The organism is Staphylococcus sp. FSL K6-0223, assembly GCF_038008285.1.
This window is the reverse complement of the sequence record NZ_JBBOYX010000001.1, coordinates 1,625,808-1,648,343: the sequence shown is the minus strand read 5'-3', so window position 1 is coordinate 1,648,343 and position 22,536 is coordinate 1,625,808. Positions and strand designations below refer to the sequence as shown.

The following is a 22,536-nucleotide window of genomic DNA, read 5'->3' as shown; positions in this document are numbered from 1 at the left end:
GTTATATATATTATTCTAACATTTCTGAAACACGAGCATCTTTAATACCAGTGATTGGAAAATATTGAGATAAATAAAAAGCAATAATAAGTAAAGCAATTGTCATACCAACAAAAAGAATATCTTTGTATGAGAAAGGTGCTTTATAATAATAAGTCCGAGGCCCATCTTTAAATCCTTTTGATTCCATAGCTACTGATAATTGATGTGCACGACGTATGTTTTGGCTTAAGACTGGAATAAGTAAGTGTTTTATACGTTTAAATCCACGATAATTGGAAGCATCAATCATTTGGTAACGCATTTTTAAAGAACGTCTTAATTGGATAAATGATGTGAAAATAAGTGGTACCATACGAATAGCAGCCATAAATGCATAGGCGATTTTAGGTTTTACTTTTAAATGTTGCATTAAACTATAGAAAATCATTACAATTTGTGATGTTAATGCAATTAACACACCGAACATTGAAACTGTAATTGTTCTTAAAGATAAGTGAAGACCTCTTACAATGCTCTCAGTACTAATATGAATAATTCCCCATTCAAATAACATATGTGTACCATCACCATATAAAATCATGAATAATGATGATAGCAAGGCAAAGAGAATGGTTGCTGATAAAAATGCAGCAATGACTTTAAAAGCTGTACCATTAAAAGATAATAAAAATATAAACATCAATAAAGTAATATAAATCATATAATCAAAATTATGTACAAAAATGATAAAAATAAATAATAAAACTCCAAGAATTAATTTCGTAATAATGTTTACATCATCTACAAATGTATGACGCTTTTTCCAACGTTCAAACATTTGATTCACCTGCCATTTCTAAAAGCTTATGATTTTCTACGACAAGTCGACGTGTTGGATAACGATGAATAATTTCAGAGTCATGCGTCACCATTACGATAGTTTGTCCTTGTTTTACACGTTCTTCAAACAGCTTAATCAATTGAAATGTATTATGACTATCAAGTCCAAATGTTGGCTCATCTAATAAAACAATTTCAGCTTTTGAACTTAAAGCAGTTGCTACGCTTAATCGGCGTTTCTGACCTGTAGATATTTCAAAAGGATGATGATGTTTAACTTTTTCTAAATGTAAAAGTTTCAAAAGATGTTCAGTTTCTTCTTTCGATTTTGCTTTATCAAGATGATTATAATGAATATTAATTTCGTCATAAACTGAATTAGTAATAAACTGAAGTTCAGGATTTTGGTATACAAGATACATATTTTGAGCAGCATCTTTAATTTTCTTCAGTAATCGGTTCTCATAAAACATTGTACCGTTGTATTTCACTAATTGCATCATAGATTCAAGTAAAGTAGTTTTGCCAGCTCCATTTTTTCCAGTAATTGTAATCCATTCTCCAGGATGAATATTTAGTTCTGAAACTTCAAATAGTGTATTTTTACTGCGAATTATTTGTCCGTTTTGAAATTTAAAAAGTGTTTTAGAAGTCTGTGGTGTTAAATCTGTTCGTATAGGCGCATAATCCCATGCATGAGGGTGCCATACGCCAAATTCAGTAAGTAACGATTCACAATGTTTGAGTATGTATTCAGGTGTATTATCAGCTATAATTTCTCCATCATAGTTCATTAATATGACTCGATCTACATGATGCCAAATATGTTCCACTTTATGTTCTACAATTAATACCGTTTGATCAGTCCATAATTGAATGAGTCGTTGCCATAAGTCAGCAGTTGCTTGTACATCTAACATAGCTGTAGGTTCATCTAAAAAGAGTGTATCAGCTTTCTGTAAAATCGTTTCAACGATAGCAAGCTTTTGTTTCATACCACCACTTAAATTATTTACGAAAGTTGAATTATCCACATCTAAATCTACAGACGCAAGTGCTTTTTTAATTTGTTCATCCATGTCTTCTCTTGGCACTTTTTGATTTTCTAAGACGAAAGCTAATTCTTCGTAAACTTTTGGCATACAAAATTGTGTATCTGGGTCTTGAAAAATAACCCCCGAATTAGGATCAATGTCTAGTTCATCATATTTCATCGGTAATTCTATAAGATTAGGAACAATGCCACTAAGGACATTAAGCAATGTGCTTTTACCAGATCCTGAAGGACCTAGTAAAAGCACTTTTTCTTTATCTTTAATTTCTATATTTAGATTATCGAAAATTTTTCGATCACCATTTGGATATTTTAGACGTAAATTTTTGACTTTTAACACAATCATTTCCCCTTATAAGTTGTCGTAATCTTTTTGAGAGGCAGGACGGAATAATTTAGTTACTCCAGTTTGATCTAAGGCTTTTACAATTAAATAAGAGAGTATACCAGACAGTACAATACCACTAATAGCACGGAAAATGATGAAAAGTAGTAAGTTCCAACCCGCAACTTCGTTTAGATAGCCATAAAAATAATCTACAGGGAAAGATACTAATGCTGTTACTAAACCAGCTAACATTGCTACCATTAAAGAACGTGATTTGTATTTAAAGATAGCAAACACAACTTCACATGCTAGACCTTGTAAAATTGCATATACTATAGTAGGAATATCAAATTTCCCCATAACAATAGTTTCACCTGCACCAGCAGCAAATTCAGCAATTAATGCAATACCTGGTTTAGGAATAATTAAGTAAGCTACAATAGCAGCCATAAACCAAATACCGTATGTAAGTTGTTCTAGATGTATACCAGCTACTTGAGCTAAATTATATGGCAACCACCATAAGTTATAAATGATTGCAAAAATAACAGCAATCAGCACAGTAACTAGAATTTCTGAAAGCTTTAAACCTTTAGACATAAAATAGTTCCTCCTAAAAAAACGCACAACCCTTCGTAGAAAAGTTGTGCGTAAATTTAAATAAAAATGCTATTGATTATTAAAAACATGATTTATTTAAGTTAACACTTTCCTACGCTAGTTTTTAACTAGATCAGGTTCAAAGGGTTTGAGGTTAAGCCTCATCTCAGTGCTATACACCCCTAGTGCATTTATATTTTATTTATTTTAAATGTATGACTTTTAATAGTAGATGTCAAGATGCTTTTAATCTATATTTAATTAAAAATAAATTATAATTAAACAGTTTACATATTTAACAATTAAAATGTAATTAGTTCTAAAAATAATGAAAGAAAGTAGGATAGATTTATTTCCAACTCAGCCATCGATAGCCAATATATTAAAAATACCTGAGACAGCTTGTATGTCTCAGGCTTATTCATTAAATATTCTTAATGATGACATAAATAAGAAAATTAGTCTAATGTATTTTGAACATCTTGTTTAGTTTGTTCAATATCATCAGTTTTTTCTTCTTTTTGTTCTTTTAATTTTTCTTCATATTCTTTTGCTTTTTTTGCATCTTCATGTGTCATAGGACAACTCTCCTTTTTCATAGATTACTTTACAAAATTAATATACCCAATTAATAAAAGAATAAACTTCATCTCAGTCTAGAGAAGTATTTTATTTTTTATTAAAGACAAGAATAGAAAGTTCATATATAATTAATTTTGAGGTGAACTGTATGTCTTTTCTTAAGAAACACGCCGAGATTATCTATAGTTACTTGATCGGTATCGTTTCACTCTTCACAGGTCTCATTATCTTAATCAATTTGCCTTTAATCCATAAACTAAAAGATAAAGATAAAATTGATTTAAAAATACATAATATATGGGACTTTCTTAATGCATTTTTTAGTGAAATAATTAGAGTGATGAGTAGATTCATAGGCAACTTTCCAGTTGTAAGTGCAGTCATAATTATTCTATTTGGTATTCTAGTCATATTGATTGGATATACGTTATTTAGAACAACCAAATACGATTACGACATCTCAATTTTCTTTTTAGTTATTGGTATTTTATACTTCCTCATTACAATTACATTGATGACTCAAGTATATGGTTTTTGGGCAATTATATTCATTATTCCATTTGTGATTCATACAGGATATATTGTTTATAAAGATGAATTGTATCAAGAAAATAGAAAAGTTCATTATTTATGGATTATTATTTCATATGGAATAAGTTACTTGATTACTCAACTGTCATTGTATGGCAAAATCGATGCAAATGAGATTGAGCCTATTGATATTTTAAGTGTAAATACATTCTTCATCATTATGTGGTTATTAGCTCAAGCGGCAATTTGGAATTTCTTATTCTTACGCCGTGCGTTACCTTTAACAAAAGAAGAATTAGGGGAAGAAGAGCCTGAATTATCAAGAACTCAAAAAGGAAACGTTTCGACTCAATCAAAAGTTCATTTTAAACAACTTCAAGATAAAACATCAGAATATGCACGTAAGACAAGAAGAAGTGTAGATTTAGATAAAATTAGATCTAAACGCGATAAATTTAAAAGTAAATTTAAAAATATCGTAGATATAGAAGAAGATGATATTCCTAAGTGGATGAGACGTCCTAAATGGATTAAACCAGCATATGTGGAAATTTTCTGTGGTTTTATCTTATTCTTATTTACATTTATAGAATTTAATAATAGAAATGCTCTATTTGTATCTGGAGAATGGGAATTATCACAAACTCAATACGTGATTGAATGGATTACACTGTTAATATTACTCTTTATTATTATCATTTACATTGCGACGACATTTACTCATTTTTTAAGAGGCAAATTTTACTATTTACAGTTGTTTATGATTAGTATTCTATTCTTCAAATTGCTTACTGAATTTATTAATATAATGATTCATGGTCTATTACTTTCAATATTTATTACACCTACATTAATTATTATGTTAATACCTGTAATTATAGCATTTTCGTTGCAATTAAAAGAAAAACCATAATCTGAGTAAGGGAGTGGAACAGAATTCATTTTTGAATTCAGTGTTCCACTTCTTTTTTTAATTTAATATTTAGGTGAAGAATTTTAAATTTGTTAAAATAGTAGAGTAGATTACAATAGATTCGTTACAAAATTAAAATAGGAGAAATTAAAATGAAAATAGCAACTTTAAATAAAGGCAAAGAAACTAAATATTTAAATCAATATCCTTTAGTTGAAGAAGAAGATATTTTTCAACACGATCATTTAAAAGAAGGTGACTTGTTTAATATAGTTACTGAAAATAACCAATATATTGCAACAGCTTATGTAGGACGTCAACATAAAGGATTAGGATGGGTAATCACATATAGCCAAGAAGAAGATATCAATATTACTTTCTTTGAAAATTTATTTAAAAAAGCGCTAGAAGAAAGAGAGTATTACTATAATATAGAAGGAACTAATGCTTTTAGACTATTTAACGCTGAGGGAGATGGCGTTGGAGGTTTAACTATTGATAATTACAATGGACATCTACTTATTCAATGGTATTCAAAAGGAATTTACAAGTTTCGTTATATAATTATTGAAGCAATAAAAAAAGTATTTAAATTTGAATCAGTTTTTGAAAAAATGCGCTTTAAAGATACGGAGTATACAGGAGGACATGTACTTGGAAAAACTCCGGAATTTCCAATAGTTATTGAAGAAAATTTTACATTTTACAATGTTGATTTAAACGATGGATTAATGACAGGAATATTTTTAGATCAAAAAGAAGTTCGTAAAAAATTACGTGATTATTTTGCCGAAAATAGAAGTATTTTAAATTTATTTAGTTATACGGGCGCGTTTTCAGTGGTAGCATCTAAAAATGCTAAAGTTACAACAAGTGTAGATTTAGCTAATCGTTCTCGTACATTAACTGAAGAAAATTTTGGGTTAAATGGTGTAGACCCTAAAAGTCAATATATCTATGTCATGGATACATTTGATTTTTATAATTATGCAGCACGTCATGGAAAACAATATGACACAATAGTCATTGATCCACCTAGTTTTGCGCGTAATAAAAAGAAAACTTTTTCAGTGCAAAAAAATTATGATGATTTAATTAATGGTGCTTTAGATGTTTTAGCACCAGATGGTACATTGCTTCTATGTACAAATTCAAGTGCTTTTTCTTTAAAAGCATTTAAAAATGTAATTAAGAAAACATTGGAACAAGCTAACGTAGAATATGAAATAGAAGAAGTCATGGGATTACCAAAAGACTTTAAAACACATCCACATTATAAACTTTCTAAATATTTAAAAGCTGTATTCATAAATATTAAGCATTAAAGTACTGAAATAGGGTATTAAATGTATATTGAAAATATTATGAAAAACGAAAGGTGAGTCAGTAAGTGGGTATTATTCATAAAATTACAAATGGAGTTACTGATAAAGTTGGTAAAAAGGTCTTAGATATAGAAGAAATTAACGAAAAAGATATCTTACCTAAAAATGAAGAAGAAATTGCACAACGTAGAGAAAAAGCTAAAGCTGTTGTTAAGAAAAAATCTTTATTATCTTCAGGGATGAGTGTTGTGCCAATTCCAGGATTAGACTTTGGTGTAGATATCAAATTGATGAAAGATATTATTGAAGATATTAATAAAATTTATGGTCTTGATCAAAAACAAGTCAATTCTCTTGGTGAAGATGTTAAAGAACGTATTTTATCAGCAGCAGCAATTCAAGGTAGTTCAATGATTGGTGAAAAAGTAACTAGTGGTGCTTTGAAATTAATTATTAGAGATGTTGCTAAGCGTACAGCAGCAAAACAAACAAAATGGTTCCCAATAGTGGGACAAGCTGTTTCAGCTTCAATTAGTTACTACTTTATGAATAAATTAGGTCAAGATCATATAGAAAAATGTGAAAAAGTTTTACGTGATATTATTTAATTTTTTAAAAATGTAGTATAATAAAAGGGAAGAAATTTATATATAACATTAGAAAATTGACTAACATAACGCTATACCTATTATAAGTAATCAAACTTTGTTTGATTACTTATATAATGATTGCTACTTTATTAATATAAGTGTATTTTTCTATAATAATTCAATTATATAAGAATTGAATTCAGTTATATATTTTGGTAGTGTTAGGGTATAAATTTTTATGTTAGATAATAAGAAAATTAATTTTCTAACTTACGGAGGAGAAATAGATTATGGAACAAAAATCATATGTAATTGTTGACGAAACTGGAATTCATGCACGCCCAGCTACAATGTTAGTGCAAACTGCATCTAAATTTGATTCAGATATTCAATTAGAATATAACGGTAAAAAAGTAAATTTAAAATCAATTATGGGCGTTATGAGTTTAGGTGTAGGTAAAGATGCTGAAATCACTATCTATGCTGATGGAAGCGATGAACAAGATGCAATTCAAGCTATCAGTGAAGTTTTATCAAAAGAAGGTTTAACAGAGTAATTATGTCTAAATTAATTAAAGGTATTGCAGCTTCTGATGGAGTTGCAATTGCCAAAGCATATTTACTAGTAGAACCTGATTTATCATTTACAAATGAGAAAATTACTGATACTGATGCTGAAATTAAAAAGTTCAGAAATGCTTTAGAAGCTTCCAAAATTGAATTAACAAAAATTAGAAATAATGCTGAAAAATCAATAGGTGCAGATAAAGCTGCTATTTTTGATGCACATTTACTTGTACTTGATGACCCAGAATTAATTCAGCCAATTGAAGATAAAATTGCGAATGAGAAAGTCAATGCTCCAGAAGCATTAAATGAAGTTACGACTCAATTCATTACTATTTTTGAATCTATGGATAATGAATATATGAGAGAACGTGCAGCAGATATTCGTGACGTTTCTAAGCGTGTACTTGCTCATCTTTTAGGCGTGGAGTTACCAAATCCTAGTATGATTGATGAAAGTGTAGTTATTATAGGAAACGATTTAACACCATCTGATACTGCACAATTAAACAAAGAGTTTGTTCAAGGTTTTGTTACAAATATTGGTGGACGTACAAGTCATTCTGCAATTATGAGCCGTTCATTAGAAATTGCAGCCGTGGTTGGTACTAAATCGATTACTCATGAAGTAAAACAAGGAGATATGGTTATTGTTGACGGTATTACTGGTGACGTTATCATAGATCCAACTGAAGACGAACTCATTGCTTATCAAAATAAACGTGAGCGTTTCTTTGAAGATAAAAAAGAATTACAAAAACTTCGTGATGCCGAAACTGTAACTGTTGACGGTGAACATGCAGAATTAGCTGCTAATATTGGTACACCTGATGATTTATATGGTGTTATGGAAAATGGCGCTGAAGGAATTGGTCTTTATAGAACAGAATTTTTATATATGGGTAGAGATCAAATGCCAACTGAAGACGAACAATTTGAAGCGTATAAAAAAGTTTTAGAAACTATGAAAGATAAACGCGTTGTTGTACGTACTTTAGATATTGGTGGAGATAAAGAATTACCATATTTAAATTTACCTAAAGAAATGAATCCATTCTTAGGTTATCGTGCAATTCGTTTGTGCTTAGATCAACAAGACATCTTCAGAACACAATTACGTGCGTTATTACGCGCATCTGCTTATGGTAAATTAAATATTATGTTCCCAATGGTAGCCACTATTAAAGAGTTTAGAGATGCTAAAGCTATTCTTTTAGAAGAAAAAGATAAATTAACTAGCGAAGGACAAGAAGTTGCTGATGATATCGAAGTAGGTATCATGGTAGAGATTCCTTCTACTGCTGCGTTAGCTGATATCTTTGCTAAAGAAGTAGATTTCTTTAGTATAGGAACTAATGACTTAATTCAATATACTATGGCAGCTGACCGTATGTCTGAACGTGTTTCATATTTATATCAACCATATAACCCAGCAATTTTACGTTTAGTTAAACAGGTCATTGAAGCTTCTCATAAAGAAGGTAAATGGACTGGTATGTGTGGTGAAATGGCTGGCGATGAAACAGCAATTCCATTATTATTAGGTTTAGGATTAGATGAGTTCTCTATGAGTGCAACCTCTATTCTTAAAGCTAGAAGACAAATTAATGGTTTAAGTAAAAACGAAATGGCGGAATTAGCAAATCGTGCCATTAATTGTGCAACACAAGATGAAGTTAAAGAACTTGTTCATCACATTTCTAAATAATATTAAAAATACCTGAGACAACTTATGATGTCTCAGGTTCTTTTTTATGTATTACAGTTGGATATCAAATATTCTGTTGATTTTTTCTAAATCTACATGATACATAGGCTCTTCATTTAATAAGATAAATGGTGTAGAGAATGCATCATATTCTAACATTTCATTACGATAAGAAGGATACTTAATATTTTTTTCAATAAAATTAATATGATGTTCCGTTAAATAATTTTTTATAAAATTACAAGGTGGACAATCATCTTGTGTATAGATAATTATTTTAGACATAAATCATATTCTCCTTTTAATTATACTTTTCTTACTATATATAAGGTAATTAAAAAATGCAAATTTTGAATTTTATGTGAATTCCATTTAAATTATCTATTAAAAAGTAAACAAAAAAATTTTAGTTACTAATGTTTAGGTATATAATTTAAATCTATAGGCTTAAATTTTAAATTATAGAAAAGGTGGTTAAGTATGAATTCTGTCGAAATTAGTCGTTTTTTGACAGGGATGACATTAGGCGTTCATATTATTTTTGCTACTATTGGAGTAGGAATGCCATTAATGTTTGCAATCGCAGAGTTTTTAGGTATCAAAAAGAAAGATCCTAAATATATAGCATTAGCAAAACGTTGGTCAAAAGGGTATACGATTACAGTTGCAGTTGGGGTTGTAACTGGAACAATTATTGGATTACAACTTTCACTTGTTTGGCCTACGTTTATGAAAATGGGTGGCCATGTTATCGCGCTTCCTCTTTTCATGGAAACATTTGCTTTCTTCTTTGAAGCAATCTTTTTAAGTATTTATCTGTATACATGGAATCGTTTTAAAAATCAATGGATACATTTTTTAATTAGTTTACCTGTTATTATTGGTGGTTCATTCTCAGCGTTCTTTATTACTTCAGTGAACTCATTTATGAATACTCCAGCAGGTTTTGAAATGAAAAAAGGTAAAATGGTGAATGTTCAACCATTTGAAGCAATGTTCAATTCTTCATTTTTAGTTAGAGCATTTCATGTTGTTGCAACAGCTGGTATGACGATGGCGTTTATTTTGGCAGCAATTGCTGCATTTAAATTATTGAAAAATAAATATAGTGAAGATGCGCCATATCATAAAAAAGCGTTAAAAATGACTATGATTCTTGGATTTATTCAAACATTATTATCAATGTTAGCGGGAGATTTGTCTGCTAAGTTTCTTCATAAAGTACAACCAGAAAAATTAGCTGCATATGAGTGGCATTTTGATACACATTCCAAAGCAGATTTAGTATTTTTTGGTGTCTTAAATGAAAACACTCAAGAAGTTTCAGGAGCTATAAAAATTCCTGGATTACTGAGCTTTTTAGCTGATAATAATATTAATACTAAAGTAAAAGGTTTAAATGAATTTCCTAAAAATGATTTACCTCCATTAATCGTTCATTATTTCTTTGATTTAATGGTAGCTATGGGAATCTTTTGTTTTATCGTATCAGGCATTTTTATATTAGCATTATTGATAAAAAAACTACGTCCTATTATAACTAAAAAAGTAATGCTTTATGCAGTACTTTTAACAGGACCTGCTTCAATGCTTGCTATAGAGTTTGGTTGGTTCTTAACTGAAATGGGACGTCAACCATGGATTGTTAGAGGTTACATGCGTGTTAGCCAAGCTGCTACACAGGCAGGAGGAATTACATTAGTAACAATTTTATTCGGTTTACTTTATTTTGTACTTCTCTTTACATCTGCTTATGTATTATTGAGAATGTTTAGAAATAAACCAGCTCGCGAGGATATTGATAAAGTGATTGGAGGTCAAGAATAATGGATTATACTGGCATAGGTATTACAGTATTATGGACTTTCCTATTTTGTTATATTATCGTAGCGTCTATTGATTTTGGTGCTGGATTTTTAACTTTGCATACAAAATTAACGGGAGAAGAAAAAAAGATTAATCATCTTATAGAAAGATATTTAAATCCTGTATGGGAAGTAACAAATGTATTTTTTGTATTTTTCTTTGTAGGTTTTGTCGGATTTTTCCCAGATTCAGCTCTTTATTTAGGGACAGTGTTATTAGTTCCTGGTTCAATCGCTTTAATTCTTATTTCTATTAGAAGTAGTTTTTATGCTTTTGAACATTATGGACAAGATAATAAACTGCCTTGGATATTTTTATATGGTATTACTGGGCTTTTAATACCCGCAGCACTCGCAACTGTATTGACTATCTCAGAAGGCGGATACATTAATGAACAAGGCAATCATTTTGATTTGGATTGGGTACAATTACTATTAAGTCCTTTTGCATGGTCAGTTGTATTTTTAGCAATTGTAAGTGTGTTATATATATCATCAGGGTTTTTAACATATTACGCTTCTAAAGCAAAAGATAAAGTGGCTTATAAATTTATGCGTCAATGGTTTATGTTCTGGGGTCCACCGATGATTATTATTTCATTATTTGTATTCTTATCATTAAGAATACAAAACTCTAATCACTTTTATAATGCAATTACGCATTATTGGTGGATGTTTGCAATTAGTTTTATTTTCTTCTTAATTGCAGGAATTTTAAATATGATTAAAAAGTATCATGGTTTAGCATTTATTATGGTGATTTTACAAATGGCTTTCGCTTTTTACGGCTACGGTATGAGTAAGTTACCTTATATTCTTTATCCATATATTAAAATTTCAGATTCAGGTGTAAACTCATCAATGGGCTTAGCATTAACGATCGTCTTTATTTTAGGTTTACTTTTATTACTTCCATCGTTAATATTGTTATTGAGATTATTCGTTTTTGATAAACAATATGTGGAAGGTAAAAAGTAATTTAAATTAAGAGAGGAGCTGAAATGAGAGTGATTTATATTTATAGAACTTTGAATAAGTTTCTAGTATATAAATGAACTTATCATTTTAGCTCTTATTTTTTAGATGGGAGTTCCAGAATTCATGGAGAAAGAGTATGTAGTAATAGGATTAGGTCGTTTTGGAGGAAGTATTGTAAGAGAGTTAAATGCTTTAGATATGGATGTTATGGCTATTGATAGAGATGAAGCTCGAGTAAATGAATATAGTGAAATTGCGACACATGCTGTTGTAGCTGACACTACAGATGAAGCGGTAATGAAAAGTTTAGGTATACGAAATTTTGACCATGTCATTGTGGCAATAGGTGAGAATATTCAATCTAGTACATTAACAACTTTAATATTGAAAGAATTAGGTGTTAAAAAAGTTACGGCCAAAGCACAAAACGATTATCATGCAAAGATTTTGAATAAAATTGGTGCTGATACTGTAGTACATCCGGAAAGAGATATGGGTCGTCGTATTGCACATAATGTAGCAAGTGCAAGTGTACTAGACTACCTTGAACTTGCAGATGAGCATTCATTAGTAGAGTTAAAAGTAAGTGAAAAATTGACTGGTCAAACAATCAGAGATTTAGATATTCGAGCACAATTCGGTATTAATATTATTGCAATAAAAAGAGGACGAGAAATCATTGTATCACCAGATCCAAACATGAATATTGAAATTGGAGATATTATGATAATGATCGGCCACGATAATGATTTAAATCGTTTTGAGAAAAAAATAGTAAGATAGTAAAACACACGGTATTTCTTAAGAAATACCGTGTGTTTTTATTCTTCATTTACTTTCATAATTACTGGTAAAATCATTGGACGACGAGCTGTTTTTTCATATAAATACGGCTGTAACGTTTCAATGATTGAAGATTTAATTTGATGCCATTGAATATCATCATTTGAATTTAGTTTTGAAATAACATCCGTTTTAATTTTTCGTTGTGCATCATAAATTAATTGGCCAGATTCACGCATGTAAACAAAACCACGTGAAATAATATCTGGACCTGAAAGAAGTTTATTTGTATTAAAATCAATACTTACTACAACAATAACCAATCCTTCTTCAGATAATAATTTACGATCCCGAATGACAACATTACCAATATCACCGATGCCACTTCCATCAACTAATACATTACCAGATGGAATTCGACCAGCTTTACGCGCAGAATCGTGTGTTAAAGCTAAGACATCACCAATATCAAAAATAAAGACATTTTCTTCTTTAACACCACAATCAATACCTGTTTGACCATGAGCTTTTAGCATGCGATACTCACCATGAATAGGTAAGAAGTATTTAGGTTGAATTAAACGAAGCATTAACTGTTGGTCGCCTTGGGAACCATGTCCTGATGTATGAATGTTAGAAATCTTACTGTGAATAACATCAGCACCAGCTTTATATAATGCGTTAATTGTACGATTGATACTTTTAGTATTCCCTGGAATAGGAGAAGAACTGAATACTACAGTATCATCAGGTATAATTTTAATTTGTTTGTGTGTACCATTAGCGATACGTGAAAGTGCAGCCATTGGTTCACCTTGAGAGCCAGTGCATAAAATAAGTAACTCGTGTTTAGGAATATTATTAATTTTGTTAGGCTCAACAAATGTTTCTGGGGGTGCTTTGATATAACCAAGCTCCATACCAATCTTAATATTATTTTCCATTGAACGGCCAAAAGTTACAATTTTACGATTATATTTAATTGCTGCTTCCACCGCTTGTTGGACACGATAGATGTTTGATGCAAAGGTTGCGAAAATAATACGACCTTTACAGTTACGGAAAATTTTATCTACATTTTGTCCAACTTCACGTTCACTTAATGTGAAATCAGGAACTAGCGCATTCGTAGAGTCAGATAACAAGCATAATACGCCTTCTTTACCAAGCTCTGCCATTTTGGCGATATTAGCAGGCGCACCAACAGGTGTAAAATCAAATTTGAAGTCACCAGTATGGACAATTTTACCTTCAGGTGTGTCAACAACAACACCATATGCTTCTGGGATACTATGCGTAGTTAAGTAAAAAGAAATTTCAAAATGTTTAGATTTTATAACACTATCTTCTGTAATTTCATTTAAACTAGCATTACGCAGTAAATTGTGTTCTTCTAATTTATTGCGTATTAAACCTAAAGCTAAAGGGCCACCATAAATAGGCACATTAATTTGCTTTAATAGGTAGGGCACACCACCTATATGGTCTTCATGTCCATGAGTAATAAATAAACCAACAATTTTATCTTGATTTTGTTCTAAGTAGGTATAATCAGGAATAACGTAGTCTATACCTAATAAATTATCATCAGGGAACTTAATTCCAGCATCGATGATAACAATTTCATCTTTATACTCCACAGCATAAGTGTTTTTACCAACCTCACCTAAGCCGCCTAGAGCATATACACCTACTTCATTAGAATGTAATTGTTTCATTATTGAGCGTTCTCCACATTAAAGTGATCAGAATGTTCTTTTTCATATTCTAAATGTGCGCCCTCTAATTTAGTAATAAATTCGATATTATAATTGCGATCTTTTAAATAACGTCTTACTTGTTCTTCAGTTTCACCTTCAACATAAATTGTGTTTGTGTTCTCACGAACAATTACTTCGTCTTTATTATGTTGAAAAAATACTTTAAATACTGCCATGATATATATTTCCTCCTAAATAAATGTTTATTTATTGTCTTATGAGCACAAGTAGAAAATAAATAAAATATACATGTTTATTTATTTTCACATCTAACGTGAATGCTACATAACAGGTATTTTAAATTTTTAATATAAAATAATATTTATTTTACTGTGCTTAAAGGCAAATCATACATGTCGTTCATTTTTGAAAGATAGTAATTTACTATGATTTCAGTTAACTTTTATTTTACCTTATGTATCAGAATAAATAAAGCAGTTTATATGTAGTAAAAGTAGTAGGAAATTGAATAAAAAAAGAAAAGCCTAACACATTTATTACAATAATGTAAAAATGCATTAGGCTTGAATATTAAACTTCAACTGAGTCTGGTAATGGAGTAAGAGGATGATCTTTATCGATATAATCGTAGAACATAATGCCGTTTAAATGATCAATTTCATGTTGAAATACAATTGCTGGATAACCTTTTAAACGTAATTTAACTTCATTACCATCAATATCATAAGCTTTAATTGTTGTTCTATAATGACGATGAACTAAACCAGGTATATTTTCATCTACGCTTAAACACCCCTCACCAGTAGGTAAATAAGCGTGTTGGACACTATGACTAATTACTTTAGGATTGACTAACATATAGTCGTAAGATTTACCTTCCCCGTCGTCGGGTAAATACACAGCTATCATTTTTTTTGAGATATTAATTTGTGGTGCAGCTAAACCTACTCCAGAGCGTAGACCGTATTTTTTAGCAATTTCATCATCTTGACTATTAATTAAAAATTCACGCATATCACGCAAAGTATTTTTATCTTCTTCAGAAAGAGGTAAATTCACGTCTTTTGCTTTTTCGCGTAACGTAGGATGTCCATCTCTAATAATATCTTTCATTGTTAACATGTTATACACCTTCCTTATATAATATAAAATATAACAGATAATATACATTTACGTACATTATATAGTTTCATTTGATTTATAAACTATCTTTATATAATATTACAATCGAAACACTATGAGGAGGAATGACATTAATGAAATTACGTAAAACCATAGTTGTTGCAGCTGCCTCTACACTTTTATTAGCTGGTTGTACAACTGATAAAAAAGAGGTAAAAGCTTATGACGAGAATGTTCAAAAAGCATTTGATAAAGAACAATCTATAAATGAGGTTAGTAAAAAACTAAATTCACTTGAAGAAAAGAAACAAGGTTTGTATAAAAAAGCAAATAGCAATGACAGTAATACACGTAGTAAAGCAGCTGACGATGTACTTGATAATATTGATAAACGAGAAAAAACCTTTGATAAGGAAGTTTCAATTTTAAAAAATTCCGAAAAGCAATTTAAAAAAGGCGATTCTCATATTAACGATATTAAAAATGATAATAAAAGAAAAGAAGTTAAACAACTTGACGATGCTATAAAAAACAAATATAAAACACATGACGACTATGCTAAGGCTTATAGAAATGTATTAAGTAAAGAAAAAGATTTATTTGAATTAGTCAAACAAGATGGAGTAACGCAATCTCAAGTAGACGAAAAAAACAATGCGCTTAATAAAGCTCAAGAAAACTTTAAGAAAAAATTCCAGGCTTATGCTAAGGCAATGAATACAGTTAATAAAGAAAAACAAGACGTCGATCATTTAATCTCTTAACATCACTAATACAGTGTTAATTGTTACATTGATACAGTTTCTCAGACTGTATCTTTTTTTAGTAATACAGAACTTTATGAAAATGTTTAACAGTCTAAAATAATTGTGGTACACTATGAGTGGATAAAATGAATTTCTATTATATGGGAAAGGTATGGTGAATTGAATGGCTCCTAAGTTACAAGCCCAATTCGATGCAGTAAAAGTATTAAATGATACTCAGTCGAAATTTGAAATGGTTCAAATTTTGGACGTAGATGGTAATGTCGTAAATGAAGACTTAGTACCTGATTTAACTGATGAACAATTAGTAGAATTAATGGAAAGAATGGTGTGGACACGTATTCTTGACCAACGTTCTATTTCTTTAAATAGACAAGGTCGTTTAGGTTTCTATGCTCCAACAGCAGGACAAGAAGCATCTCAATTAGCTTCTCAATATGCTTTAGAAAAAGAAGACTTCATTTTACCTGGTTACCGTGATGTACCACAACTTATTTGGCACGGTTTACCGTTAACTGATGCTTTCTTATTCTCAAGAGGTCACTTTAAAGGTAACCAATTCCCTGAAGGCGTAAACGCATTCAGTCCACAAATCATTATCGGTGCACAATATATCCAAACAGCTGGTGTGGCATTCGGTATTAAAAAACGTGGTAAAAAAGCAGTTGCTATCACTTACACTGGTGATGGTGGTTCTTCACAAGGTGATTTCTACGAAGGTATTAACTTTGCTTCTGCTTATAAAGCACCAGCAATCTTTGTTATCCAAAACAATAACTATGCTATTTCTACTCCACGTAGTAAACAAACAGCTGCTACTACATTAGCTCAAAAAGCAATTGCAGTAGGTATCCCTGGTATCCAAGTTGATGGTATGGATGCATTAGCTGTATATCAAGCTACTAAAGAAGCTCGTGATCGCGCAATTAATGGTGAAGGTCCAACATTAATCGAAACTATGACTTATCGTTATGGTCCACATACAATGGCTGGAGATGATCCAACTCGTTACAGAACTTCAGATGAAGATGCAGAGTGGGAGAAAAAAGACCCGTTAGTTCGTTTCAGAAAATTCTTAGAAAATAAAGGATTATGGAGCGAAGAGAAAGAAAACGAAGTTATTGAACGTGCTAAAGACGACATCAAGAAAGCAATTAAAGAGGCTGACAATACTCCAAAACAAACTGTTCTTGATTTAATGGATATCATGTATGAAGATATGCCTCAAAATTTAGCTGAACAATATGAAATTTACAAAGAGAAGGAGTCGAAATAAGCCATGGCACAAATGACAATGGTTCAAGCGATTAACAATGCGCTTAAAACTGAATTGCAAAATGACGAAAACGTTTTAATTTTCGGTGAAGACGTTGGTGTTAACGGCGGTGTATTCCGTGTTACTGAAGGTTTACAAAAAGAATTCGGTGAAGACCGTGTATTCGACACACCATTAGCTGAATCTGGTATTGGTGGTTTAGCTCTTGGTTTAACTGTAGAAGGTTTCCGTCCTGTAATGGAAATTCAATTCTTAGGATTCGTATTTGAAGTGTTTGACGAAGTTGCTGGTCAAATCGCTCGTACGCGTTTCCGTTCAGGTGGTTCTAAAACTGCTCCTGTAACAATTCGTACACCATTTGGTGGTGGGGTACACACTCCAGAATTACACGCAGATAACTTAGAAGGTATTTTAGCTCAATCACCAGGTATTAAAGTAGTTATTCCATCTGGTCCTTATGATGCTAAAGGTTTATTACTTTCATCAATTAGATCAAACGATCCAGTTGTATATTTAGAGCACATGAAATTATATCGTTCATTCCGTGAAGAAGTTCCTGAAGAAGAATATACAATTGAAATTGGTAAAGCAAATGTCAAAAAAGAAGGTAATGACATTACATTAATTGCATACGGTGCAATGGTACAAGAATCTGAAAAAGCTGCAGAAGAACTTGAAAAAGAAGGTTACTCTGTAGAAGTTATCGATTTACGTACAGTTCAACCAATCGATATTGATACTTTAGTTGCATCAGTTGAAAAAACTGGTCGTGCAGTAGTTGTTCAAGAAGCGCAACGTCAAGCTGGTGTTGGTGCTACTGTAGCAGCTGAATTAGCTGAACGTGCTATTCTTTCATTAGAAGCTCCAATTGCACGTGTTGCTGCTGCTGATACTGTATATCCATTTACTCAAGCTGAAAACGTTTGGTTACCAAATAAAAATGATATTATTGAACAAGCTAAAGCTACTTTAGAATTCTAATAGTATATACAAAACAGTAAGCTATATATGAATCTATATATTTAAAATAAGTATTTTCTATTTATTTTATGTATATATAATTAGTATATATAATTAATTGTAAACTAGAGACGTAGGACAAAATGATAAAGTGTTAACAGACACGACATATTATTCTGTCCTTCCTCTATGTTATAAATTTATTTAAATAATAAATATTTAAATCTTAGGAGGATAAGAACGTGGCATTTGAATTTAGACTACCCGACATTGGTGAAGGTATCCACGAAGGTGAAATCGTTAAGTGGTTTGTTTCAGCCGGAGATACAATTGAAGAGGATGACGTATTAGCAGAGGTTCAAAATGATAAATCTGTAGTAGAAATCCCATCTCCTGTAAGCGGTACAATTGAAGAAGTAGTAGTTGAAGAAGGCACTGTAGCAGTTGTAGGTGATGTCATTGTTAAAATTGACGCACCAGATGCAGAAGAAATGCAATTTAAAGGTCATGATGATGACGATGCTTCATCTAAAGAAGAAGAACCTGCAAAAGAAGAAGCTAAAACTGAAGAAACTCCAGCAGCTTCAACATCACAAGATGAAAAAGTAGACGAAAATAGACGAATTAAAGCAATGCCATCTGTACGTAAATATGCACGTGAAAAAGGCGTGAACATTAAAGCAGTTTCTGGTTCAGGTAAAAATGGACGTATTACTAAAGAAGACATCGATAACCACTTAAATGGTGGCGGTGCTCAAGCAGCAACAGCTTCAAATGAAAGTGCAGCTGCTTCAACATCAGAAGATACTTCTGCAGTTCAAACTCAATCAGTACCTGAAGGAGACTTCCCTGAAACTACAGAAAAAATCCCTGCTATGCGTAAAGCAATTGCTAAAGCAATGGTTAACTCAAAACACACTGCTCCACACGTAACATTAATGGATGAAATTGATGTTCAAGAATTATGGGATCACCGTAAAAAATTCAAAGAAGTTGCAGCTGAACAAGGTATTAAATTAACATTCTTACCATATGTTGTTAAAGCGCTTGTTTCTGCACTTAAAAAATACCCAGCACTTAATACATCATTTAATGAAGAAGCTGGTGAAATTGTACACAAACATTACTGGAATATCGGTATCGCTGCAGATACTGAAAGAGGTTTATTAGTACCTGTAGTTAAAAATGCAGATCGTAAATCTATTTTCCAAATCTCAGATGAAATCAATGAATTAGCTGTTAAAGCTCGTGATGGTAAATTAACATCTCAAGAAATGAGCGGTGCTACATGTACAATTAGTAACATCGGTTCAGCTGGTGGACAATGGTTCACTCCAGTTATCAATCACCCAGAAGTAGCTATTTTAGGTATTGGACGTATTGCTCAAAAACCTATTGTTAAAGATGGTGAAATTGTAGCAGCTCCAGTATTAGCATTATCATTAAGCTTTGACCACAGACAAATTGATGGTGCAACTGGTCAAAATGCTATGAATCATATCAAACGCTTATTAAATAATCCAGAATTATTATTAATGGAGGGGTAAAACATGGTAGTTGGAGATTTCCCAATTGAAACAGATACTATTGTAATCGGAGCAGGTCCTGGTGGATATGTTGCTGCAATTCGTGCAGCTCAATTAGGACAAAAAGTTACTATTGTTGAAAAAGGTGACTTAGGTGGTGTGTGCTTAAACGTTGGATGTATTCCATCAAAAGCGTTATTACATGCTTCTCATCGTTTCGTAGAAGCTCAACACTCTGAAAATTTAGGGATTATTGCTGAAAGCGTATCACTTAAATTTGATAAAGTTCAAGAATTTAAGCAATCAGTTGTTAATAAATTAACTGGCGGTGTTGAAGGTTTATTAAAAGGTAATAAAGTTGACATCGTTCGTGGGGAAGCTTATTTCGTAGATGAAAATAGTTTACGTGTTATGGATGAGAAAAGTGCTCAAACGTATAACTTCAAAAATGCTATTATTGCAACTGGTTCAAGACCAATTGAAATTCCTAATTTTGAATTTGGTAAACGCGTTATCGATTCAACAGGCGCTTTAAACTTACAAGAAGTTCCTGGTAAATTAGTAGTTGTCGGTGGCGGTTATATTGGTTCAGAACTTGGTACTGCCTTTGCTAACTTCGGTTCTGAAGTTACAATTTTAGAAGGTGCTAAAGAAATTCTTGGCGGTTTCGAAAAACAAATGGTTCAACCTGTTAAAAAAGGTATGAAAGAAAAAGGCGTTGAAATTATCACTGAAGCTATGGCTAAAAACGCTGAAGAAACTGAAAACGGTGTTAAAGTTACTTACGAAGCTAAAGGTGAAGAAAAAACAATTGAAGCTGATTATGTATTAGTAACTGTAGGTCGTCGTCCAAATACAGACGAATTAGGCTTAGAAGAATTAGGTCTTAAATTTGCTGATCGTGGATTATTAGAAGTAGACAAACAAAGTCGTACTTCTATTAAAAACATCTACGCAATTGGTGATATCGTACCTGGTTTACCACTTGCACACAAAGCAAGTTATGAAGGTAAAGTAGCTGCAGAAGTAATCTCAGGTCAAGCATCAGAAGTTGATTACATTGGTATGCCTGCTGTATGCTTCACTGAACCAGAATTAGCTCAAGTTGGCTATACTGAAGCTCAAGCTAAAGAAGAAGGTTTAGATTTCAAAGCATCTAAATTCCCTTATGCTGCTAACGGACGTGCTTTATCATTAGATGATACAACTGGTTTCGTTAAATTAATTACATTAAAAGAAGATGACACAGTTATTGGTGCTCAAGTAGCAGGTAATGGTGCTTCTGATATTATTTCTGAATTAGGTTTAGCTATCGAAGCAGGCATGAATGCTGAAGATATCGCATTAACTGTTCATGCTCACCCAACATTAGGTGAAATGACTATGGAAGTTGCTGAAAAAGCTATTGGATTACCAATCCATACTATGTAATTTCCTTTTGAAATAATTGTGAATTAAATCGACGTATTTAATTGAAATAATTGAAATAACCATTTACGGTGGGACTATGATTTTTATAAGGAATCTAGTTCCACCTTTTTTTATAGAAATAAGTTTATATTTTGGAGGGTAACTATGGAATATCAATATCCACTCGATTTAGATTGGTCTAATGATGAAATGGTTGAAGTTATTAAATTTTTTAATCAAATCGAAAACTATTATGAAAAGTCTATAATAGGTACTGAGTTAATGGAACAATATAAAAAATTTAAACAAATTGTGCCAAGTAAAGCTGAAGAAAAACAAATTTTTAAAGAATTTGAAGAAAAAAGTGGCTATAATAGCTATAAAGTAATCCAAGAAGTTAAAAAGCATCCTGATCGAGAAAATTTTAGTAAACATTAAGATTGCTAATTCAATCTCAATTTTTTAATATACCTATTGAATTTAAAGCTGTATTTTGTTATTTTTATTAAGCATTAAACAAAATGTTTGATAATAGTAAACAATATACAGCTTTTTTAGGTGGTTAGTTATGCAGATTGGATATAAATTAAAAAATTTAAGACGTCAAAAAAATCTTACTCAAGAAGAGTTAGCGGAACGAACTGATTTATCAAAAGGATATATTTCACAAATTGAAAGTGAATATGCGTCTCCAAGTATGGAAACATTTTTAAATATATTAGAAGTATTAGGTACTACACCAAGTGATTTTTTTAAAGAAAAAGCGAAAGAGAAAGTATTATATAAAAAAAGTGAACGAACTATTTATGATGAATATGACAGAGGATATATTTTAAATTGGGTTGTACCTAGTTCAAATGAATATGAAATGGAACCTCTTATATTAACAATTAAGCCTGGATCATCGTACAAATCTTTTGAACCTTCTGAATCTGATACCTTTATTTATTGTTTAGAGGGATGTGTAATACTTACGTTAGGTAAGGAGCGCTATCAAGCTTATGAGGGAGATGTACTTTATTTTAGAGCAAATGAATTACATCAATTACATAATCATTCAGAAAATGAAGTTAAAATTCTAATTGTAGCAACAGCATCATATTTGTAA

At 31.3% G+C, this 22,536-nt stretch carries 23 protein-coding genes and 1 riboswitch; of the genes, 15 read left to right on the top strand and 8 right to left on the bottom strand.

From position 1 onward, the window contains the following. Positions 1 to 10 precede the first annotated feature (10 nt). The 4 genes from MHI13_RS08085 to graF form a co-directional block, all read right to left on the bottom strand. Positions 11 to 820 (bottom strand): energy-coupling factor transporter transmembrane component T family protein, encoded by an 810-nt coding sequence (locus MHI13_RS08085; protein ID WP_049382541.1) that lies wholly within the window; start codon positions 818 to 820, stop codon positions 11 to 13. After that, positions 813 to 2,216, bottom strand: a complete 1,404-nt coding sequence (locus tag MHI13_RS08080; protein WP_054105430.1) for an ABC transporter ATP-binding protein — start codon at positions 2,214 to 2,216, stop codon at positions 813 to 815. Before MHI13_RS08080 ends, MHI13_RS08085 begins: the two co-directional genes overlap by 8 nt. A 12-nt stretch (positions 2,217 to 2,228) precedes the next feature. Further along, a complete protein-coding gene (locus MHI13_RS08075; protein WP_002448226.1) occupies positions 2,229 to 2,804 on the bottom strand; it encodes an ECF transporter S component in 576 nt (191 codons plus the stop codon). A gap of 92 nt (positions 2,805 to 2,896) precedes the next feature. Next, positions 2,897 to 2,998: riboswitch (TPP riboswitch) on the bottom strand. 264 nt (positions 2,999 to 3,262) lie between these two features. Further along, positions 3,263 to 3,382, bottom strand: coding sequence for a glycopeptide resistance-associated protein GraF (graF, locus tag MHI13_RS08070; protein ID WP_002448238.1), 120 nt, complete (start codon positions 3,380 to 3,382; stop codon positions 3,263 to 3,265). A gap of 152 nt (positions 3,383 to 3,534) precedes the next feature. Between graF and auxA the strand changes: the two genes are divergently transcribed. The 5 genes from auxA (at position 3,535) to ptsP (ending at position 9,020) form a co-directional block, all read left to right on the top strand. Then, on the top strand, positions 3,535 to 4,830 hold the full coding sequence (auxA, locus tag MHI13_RS08065; protein ID WP_019835357.1) for a lipoteichoic acid stability factor AuxA: 1,296 nt from the start codon (positions 3,535 to 3,537) through the stop codon (positions 4,828 to 4,830). Between the two features lie 152 nt (positions 4,831 to 4,982). Next, on the top strand, positions 4,983 to 6,155 hold the full coding sequence (locus MHI13_RS08060) for a class I SAM-dependent rRNA methyltransferase (protein WP_054105431.1): 1,173 nt from the start codon (positions 4,983 to 4,985) through the stop codon (positions 6,153 to 6,155). Positions 6,156 to 6,220: 65 nt separating this feature from the next. Beyond that, positions 6,221 to 6,763: a DUF697 domain-containing protein gene (locus MHI13_RS08055; RefSeq protein ID WP_049335406.1), complete on the top strand. Its 543-nt coding sequence runs from the start codon at positions 6,221 to 6,223 to the stop codon at positions 6,761 to 6,763. 272 nt (positions 6,764 to 7,035) lie between these two features. Then, entirely contained in the window at positions 7,036 to 7,302 is a 267-nt protein-coding gene (locus tag MHI13_RS08050; RefSeq protein ID WP_002448249.1) for a phosphocarrier protein HPr, read from the top strand. 2 nt (positions 7,303 to 7,304) lie between these two features. Beyond that, the gene (ptsP, locus tag MHI13_RS08045) at positions 7,305 to 9,020 is read left to right on the top strand and encodes a phosphoenolpyruvate--protein phosphotransferase (RefSeq protein WP_145423024.1); all 1,716 of its coding nucleotides are present in this window, start codon (positions 7,305 to 7,307) and stop codon (positions 9,018 to 9,020) included. A 51-nt stretch (positions 9,021 to 9,071) separates the two neighbouring features. On the opposite strand, the gene MHI13_RS08040 is transcribed toward ptsP, so the two are convergent. After that, positions 9,072 to 9,305 carry a glutaredoxin family protein gene (locus MHI13_RS08040; protein ID WP_017175754.1) on the bottom strand — a complete coding sequence of 78 codons (234 nt, stop codon included), beginning with the start codon at positions 9,303 to 9,305 and terminating at the stop codon, positions 9,072 to 9,074. Positions 9,306 to 9,500: 195 nt separating this feature from the next. Here MHI13_RS08040 and MHI13_RS08035 point away from each other — a divergent pair, with 195 nt between their 5' ends. The 3 genes from MHI13_RS08035 to MHI13_RS08025 all read left to right on the top strand — a co-directional run bounded on the left by MHI13_RS08035 (position 9,501) and on the right by MHI13_RS08025 (position 12,646). After that, positions 9,501 to 10,847, top strand: a complete 1,347-nt coding sequence (locus tag MHI13_RS08035) for a cytochrome ubiquinol oxidase subunit I (protein WP_017175753.1) — start codon at positions 9,501 to 9,503, stop codon at positions 10,845 to 10,847. Next, entirely contained in the window at positions 10,847 to 11,863 is a 1,017-nt protein-coding gene (locus MHI13_RS08030) for a cytochrome d ubiquinol oxidase subunit II (RefSeq protein WP_017175752.1), read from the top strand. The genes MHI13_RS08035 and MHI13_RS08030 overlap by 1 nt, the downstream gene beginning before the upstream one ends. Before the next feature lie 123 nt (positions 11,864 to 11,986). Next, entirely contained in the window at positions 11,987 to 12,646 is a 660-nt protein-coding gene (locus MHI13_RS08025; RefSeq protein WP_002448135.1) for a potassium channel family protein, read from the top strand. A gap of 38 nt (positions 12,647 to 12,684) precedes the next feature. Here the strand turns inward: MHI13_RS08025 and rnjA are convergent, their stop codons facing one another. The 3 genes from rnjA to def all read right to left on the bottom strand — a co-directional run bounded on the left by rnjA (position 12,685) and on the right by def (position 15,489). After that, on the bottom strand, positions 12,685 to 14,364 hold the full coding sequence (gene rnjA / locus MHI13_RS08020) for a ribonuclease J1 (RefSeq protein WP_002448244.1): 1,680 nt from the start codon (positions 14,362 to 14,364) through the stop codon (positions 12,685 to 12,687). Then, positions 14,364 to 14,582 (bottom strand): DNA-dependent RNA polymerase subunit epsilon, encoded by a 219-nt coding sequence (locus MHI13_RS08015; protein ID WP_002448185.1) that lies wholly within the window; start codon positions 14,580 to 14,582, stop codon positions 14,364 to 14,366. The genes rnjA and MHI13_RS08015 overlap by 1 nt, the downstream gene beginning before the upstream one ends. Before the next feature lie 355 nt (positions 14,583 to 14,937). Beyond that, complete coding sequence (gene def, locus MHI13_RS08010) at positions 14,938 to 15,489, bottom strand: peptide deformylase (RefSeq protein ID WP_002448106.1); 552 nt, start codon at positions 15,487 to 15,489, stop codon at positions 14,938 to 14,940. A 134-nt stretch (positions 15,490 to 15,623) separates the two neighbouring features. Between def and MHI13_RS08005 the strand changes: the two genes are divergently transcribed. From MHI13_RS08005 to MHI13_RS07975, 7 genes are all read left to right on the top strand, one after another. Then, positions 15,624 to 16,253: a YkyA family protein gene (locus tag MHI13_RS08005; protein WP_017175751.1), complete on the top strand. Its 630-nt coding sequence runs from the start codon at positions 15,624 to 15,626 to the stop codon at positions 16,251 to 16,253. Positions 16,254 to 16,419: 166 nt separating this feature from the next. Then, positions 16,420 to 17,532, top strand: a complete 1,113-nt coding sequence (gene pdhA / locus MHI13_RS08000; protein ID WP_002448048.1) for a pyruvate dehydrogenase (acetyl-transferring) E1 component subunit alpha — start codon at positions 16,420 to 16,422, stop codon at positions 17,530 to 17,532. A gap of 3 nt (positions 17,533 to 17,535) precedes the next feature. Continuing rightward, positions 17,536 to 18,513, top strand: a complete 978-nt coding sequence (locus MHI13_RS07995; RefSeq protein ID WP_002448131.1) for an alpha-ketoacid dehydrogenase subunit beta — start codon at positions 17,536 to 17,538, stop codon at positions 18,511 to 18,513. 221 nt (positions 18,514 to 18,734) lie between these two features. Next, a complete protein-coding gene (locus tag MHI13_RS07990; RefSeq protein ID WP_048762323.1) occupies positions 18,735 to 20,039 on the top strand; it encodes a dihydrolipoamide acetyltransferase family protein in 1,305 nt (434 codons plus the stop codon). A gap of 3 nt (positions 20,040 to 20,042) precedes the next feature. Further along, a complete protein-coding gene (lpdA, locus tag MHI13_RS07985; protein WP_002455496.1) occupies positions 20,043 to 21,449 on the top strand; it encodes a dihydrolipoyl dehydrogenase in 1,407 nt (468 codons plus the stop codon). 144 nt (positions 21,450 to 21,593) lie between these two features. Next, positions 21,594 to 21,866 (top strand): UPF0223 family protein, encoded by a 273-nt coding sequence (locus tag MHI13_RS07980; RefSeq protein WP_048762325.1) that lies wholly within the window; start codon positions 21,594 to 21,596, stop codon positions 21,864 to 21,866. A 130-nt stretch (positions 21,867 to 21,996) separates the two neighbouring features. Beyond that, entirely contained in the window at positions 21,997 to 22,536 is a 540-nt protein-coding gene (locus MHI13_RS07975) for a helix-turn-helix domain-containing protein (protein WP_017175747.1), read from the top strand.

Excerpts from the sequence above, each read along its gene's own strand:
- MHI13_RS08085 (WP_049382541.1), bottom strand. The coding sequence starts at position 820 with ATGTTTGAACGTTGGAAAAAGCGTCATACATTTGTAGATGATGTAAAC.
- MHI13_RS08075 (WP_002448226.1), bottom strand. The coding sequence starts at position 2,804 with ATGTCTAAAGGTTTAAAGCTTTCAGAAATTCTAGTTACTGTGCTGATT.
- graF (WP_002448238.1), bottom strand. The coding sequence starts at position 3,382 with ATGACACATGAAGATGCAAAAAAAGCAAAAGAATATGAAGAAAAATTA.
- auxA (WP_019835357.1), top strand. The coding sequence starts at position 3,535 with ATGTCTTTTCTTAAGAAACACGCCGAGATTATCTATAGTTACTTGATC.
- MHI13_RS08060 (WP_054105431.1), top strand. The coding sequence starts at position 4,983 with ATGAAAATAGCAACTTTAAATAAAGGCAAAGAAACTAAATATTTAAAT.
- MHI13_RS08050 (WP_002448249.1), top strand. The coding sequence starts at position 7,036 with ATGGAACAAAAATCATATGTAATTGTTGACGAAACTGGAATTCATGCA.
- ptsP (WP_145423024.1), top strand. The coding sequence starts at position 7,305 with ATGTCTAAATTAATTAAAGGTATTGCAGCTTCTGATGGAGTTGCAATT.
- MHI13_RS08040 (WP_017175754.1), bottom strand. The coding sequence starts at position 9,305 with ATGTCTAAAATAATTATCTATACACAAGATGATTGTCCACCTTGTAAT.
- MHI13_RS08035 (WP_017175753.1), top strand. The coding sequence starts at position 9,501 with ATGAATTCTGTCGAAATTAGTCGTTTTTTGACAGGGATGACATTAGGC.
- MHI13_RS08030 (WP_017175752.1), top strand. The coding sequence starts at position 10,847 with ATGGATTATACTGGCATAGGTATTACAGTATTATGGACTTTCCTATTT.
- MHI13_RS08025 (WP_002448135.1), top strand. The coding sequence starts at position 11,987 with ATGGAGAAAGAGTATGTAGTAATAGGATTAGGTCGTTTTGGAGGAAGT.
- rnjA (WP_002448244.1), bottom strand. The coding sequence starts at position 14,364 with ATGAAACAATTACATTCTAATGAAGTAGGTGTATATGCTCTAGGCGGC.
- MHI13_RS08015 (WP_002448185.1), bottom strand. The coding sequence starts at position 14,582 with ATGGCAGTATTTAAAGTATTTTTTCAACATAATAAAGACGAAGTAATT.
- def (WP_002448106.1), bottom strand. The coding sequence starts at position 15,489 with ATGTTAACAATGAAAGATATTATTAGAGATGGACATCCTACGTTACGC.
- MHI13_RS08005 (WP_017175751.1), top strand. The coding sequence starts at position 15,624 with ATGAAATTACGTAAAACCATAGTTGTTGCAGCTGCCTCTACACTTTTA.
- pdhA (WP_002448048.1), top strand. The coding sequence starts at position 16,420 with ATGGCTCCTAAGTTACAAGCCCAATTCGATGCAGTAAAAGTATTAAAT.
- MHI13_RS07995 (WP_002448131.1), top strand. The coding sequence starts at position 17,536 with ATGGCACAAATGACAATGGTTCAAGCGATTAACAATGCGCTTAAAACT.
- lpdA (WP_002455496.1), top strand. The coding sequence starts at position 20,043 with ATGGTAGTTGGAGATTTCCCAATTGAAACAGATACTATTGTAATCGGA.
- MHI13_RS07980 (WP_048762325.1), top strand. The coding sequence starts at position 21,594 with ATGGAATATCAATATCCACTCGATTTAGATTGGTCTAATGATGAAATG.
- MHI13_RS07975 (WP_017175747.1), top strand. The coding sequence starts at position 21,997 with ATGCAGATTGGATATAAATTAAAAAATTTAAGACGTCAAAAAAATCTT.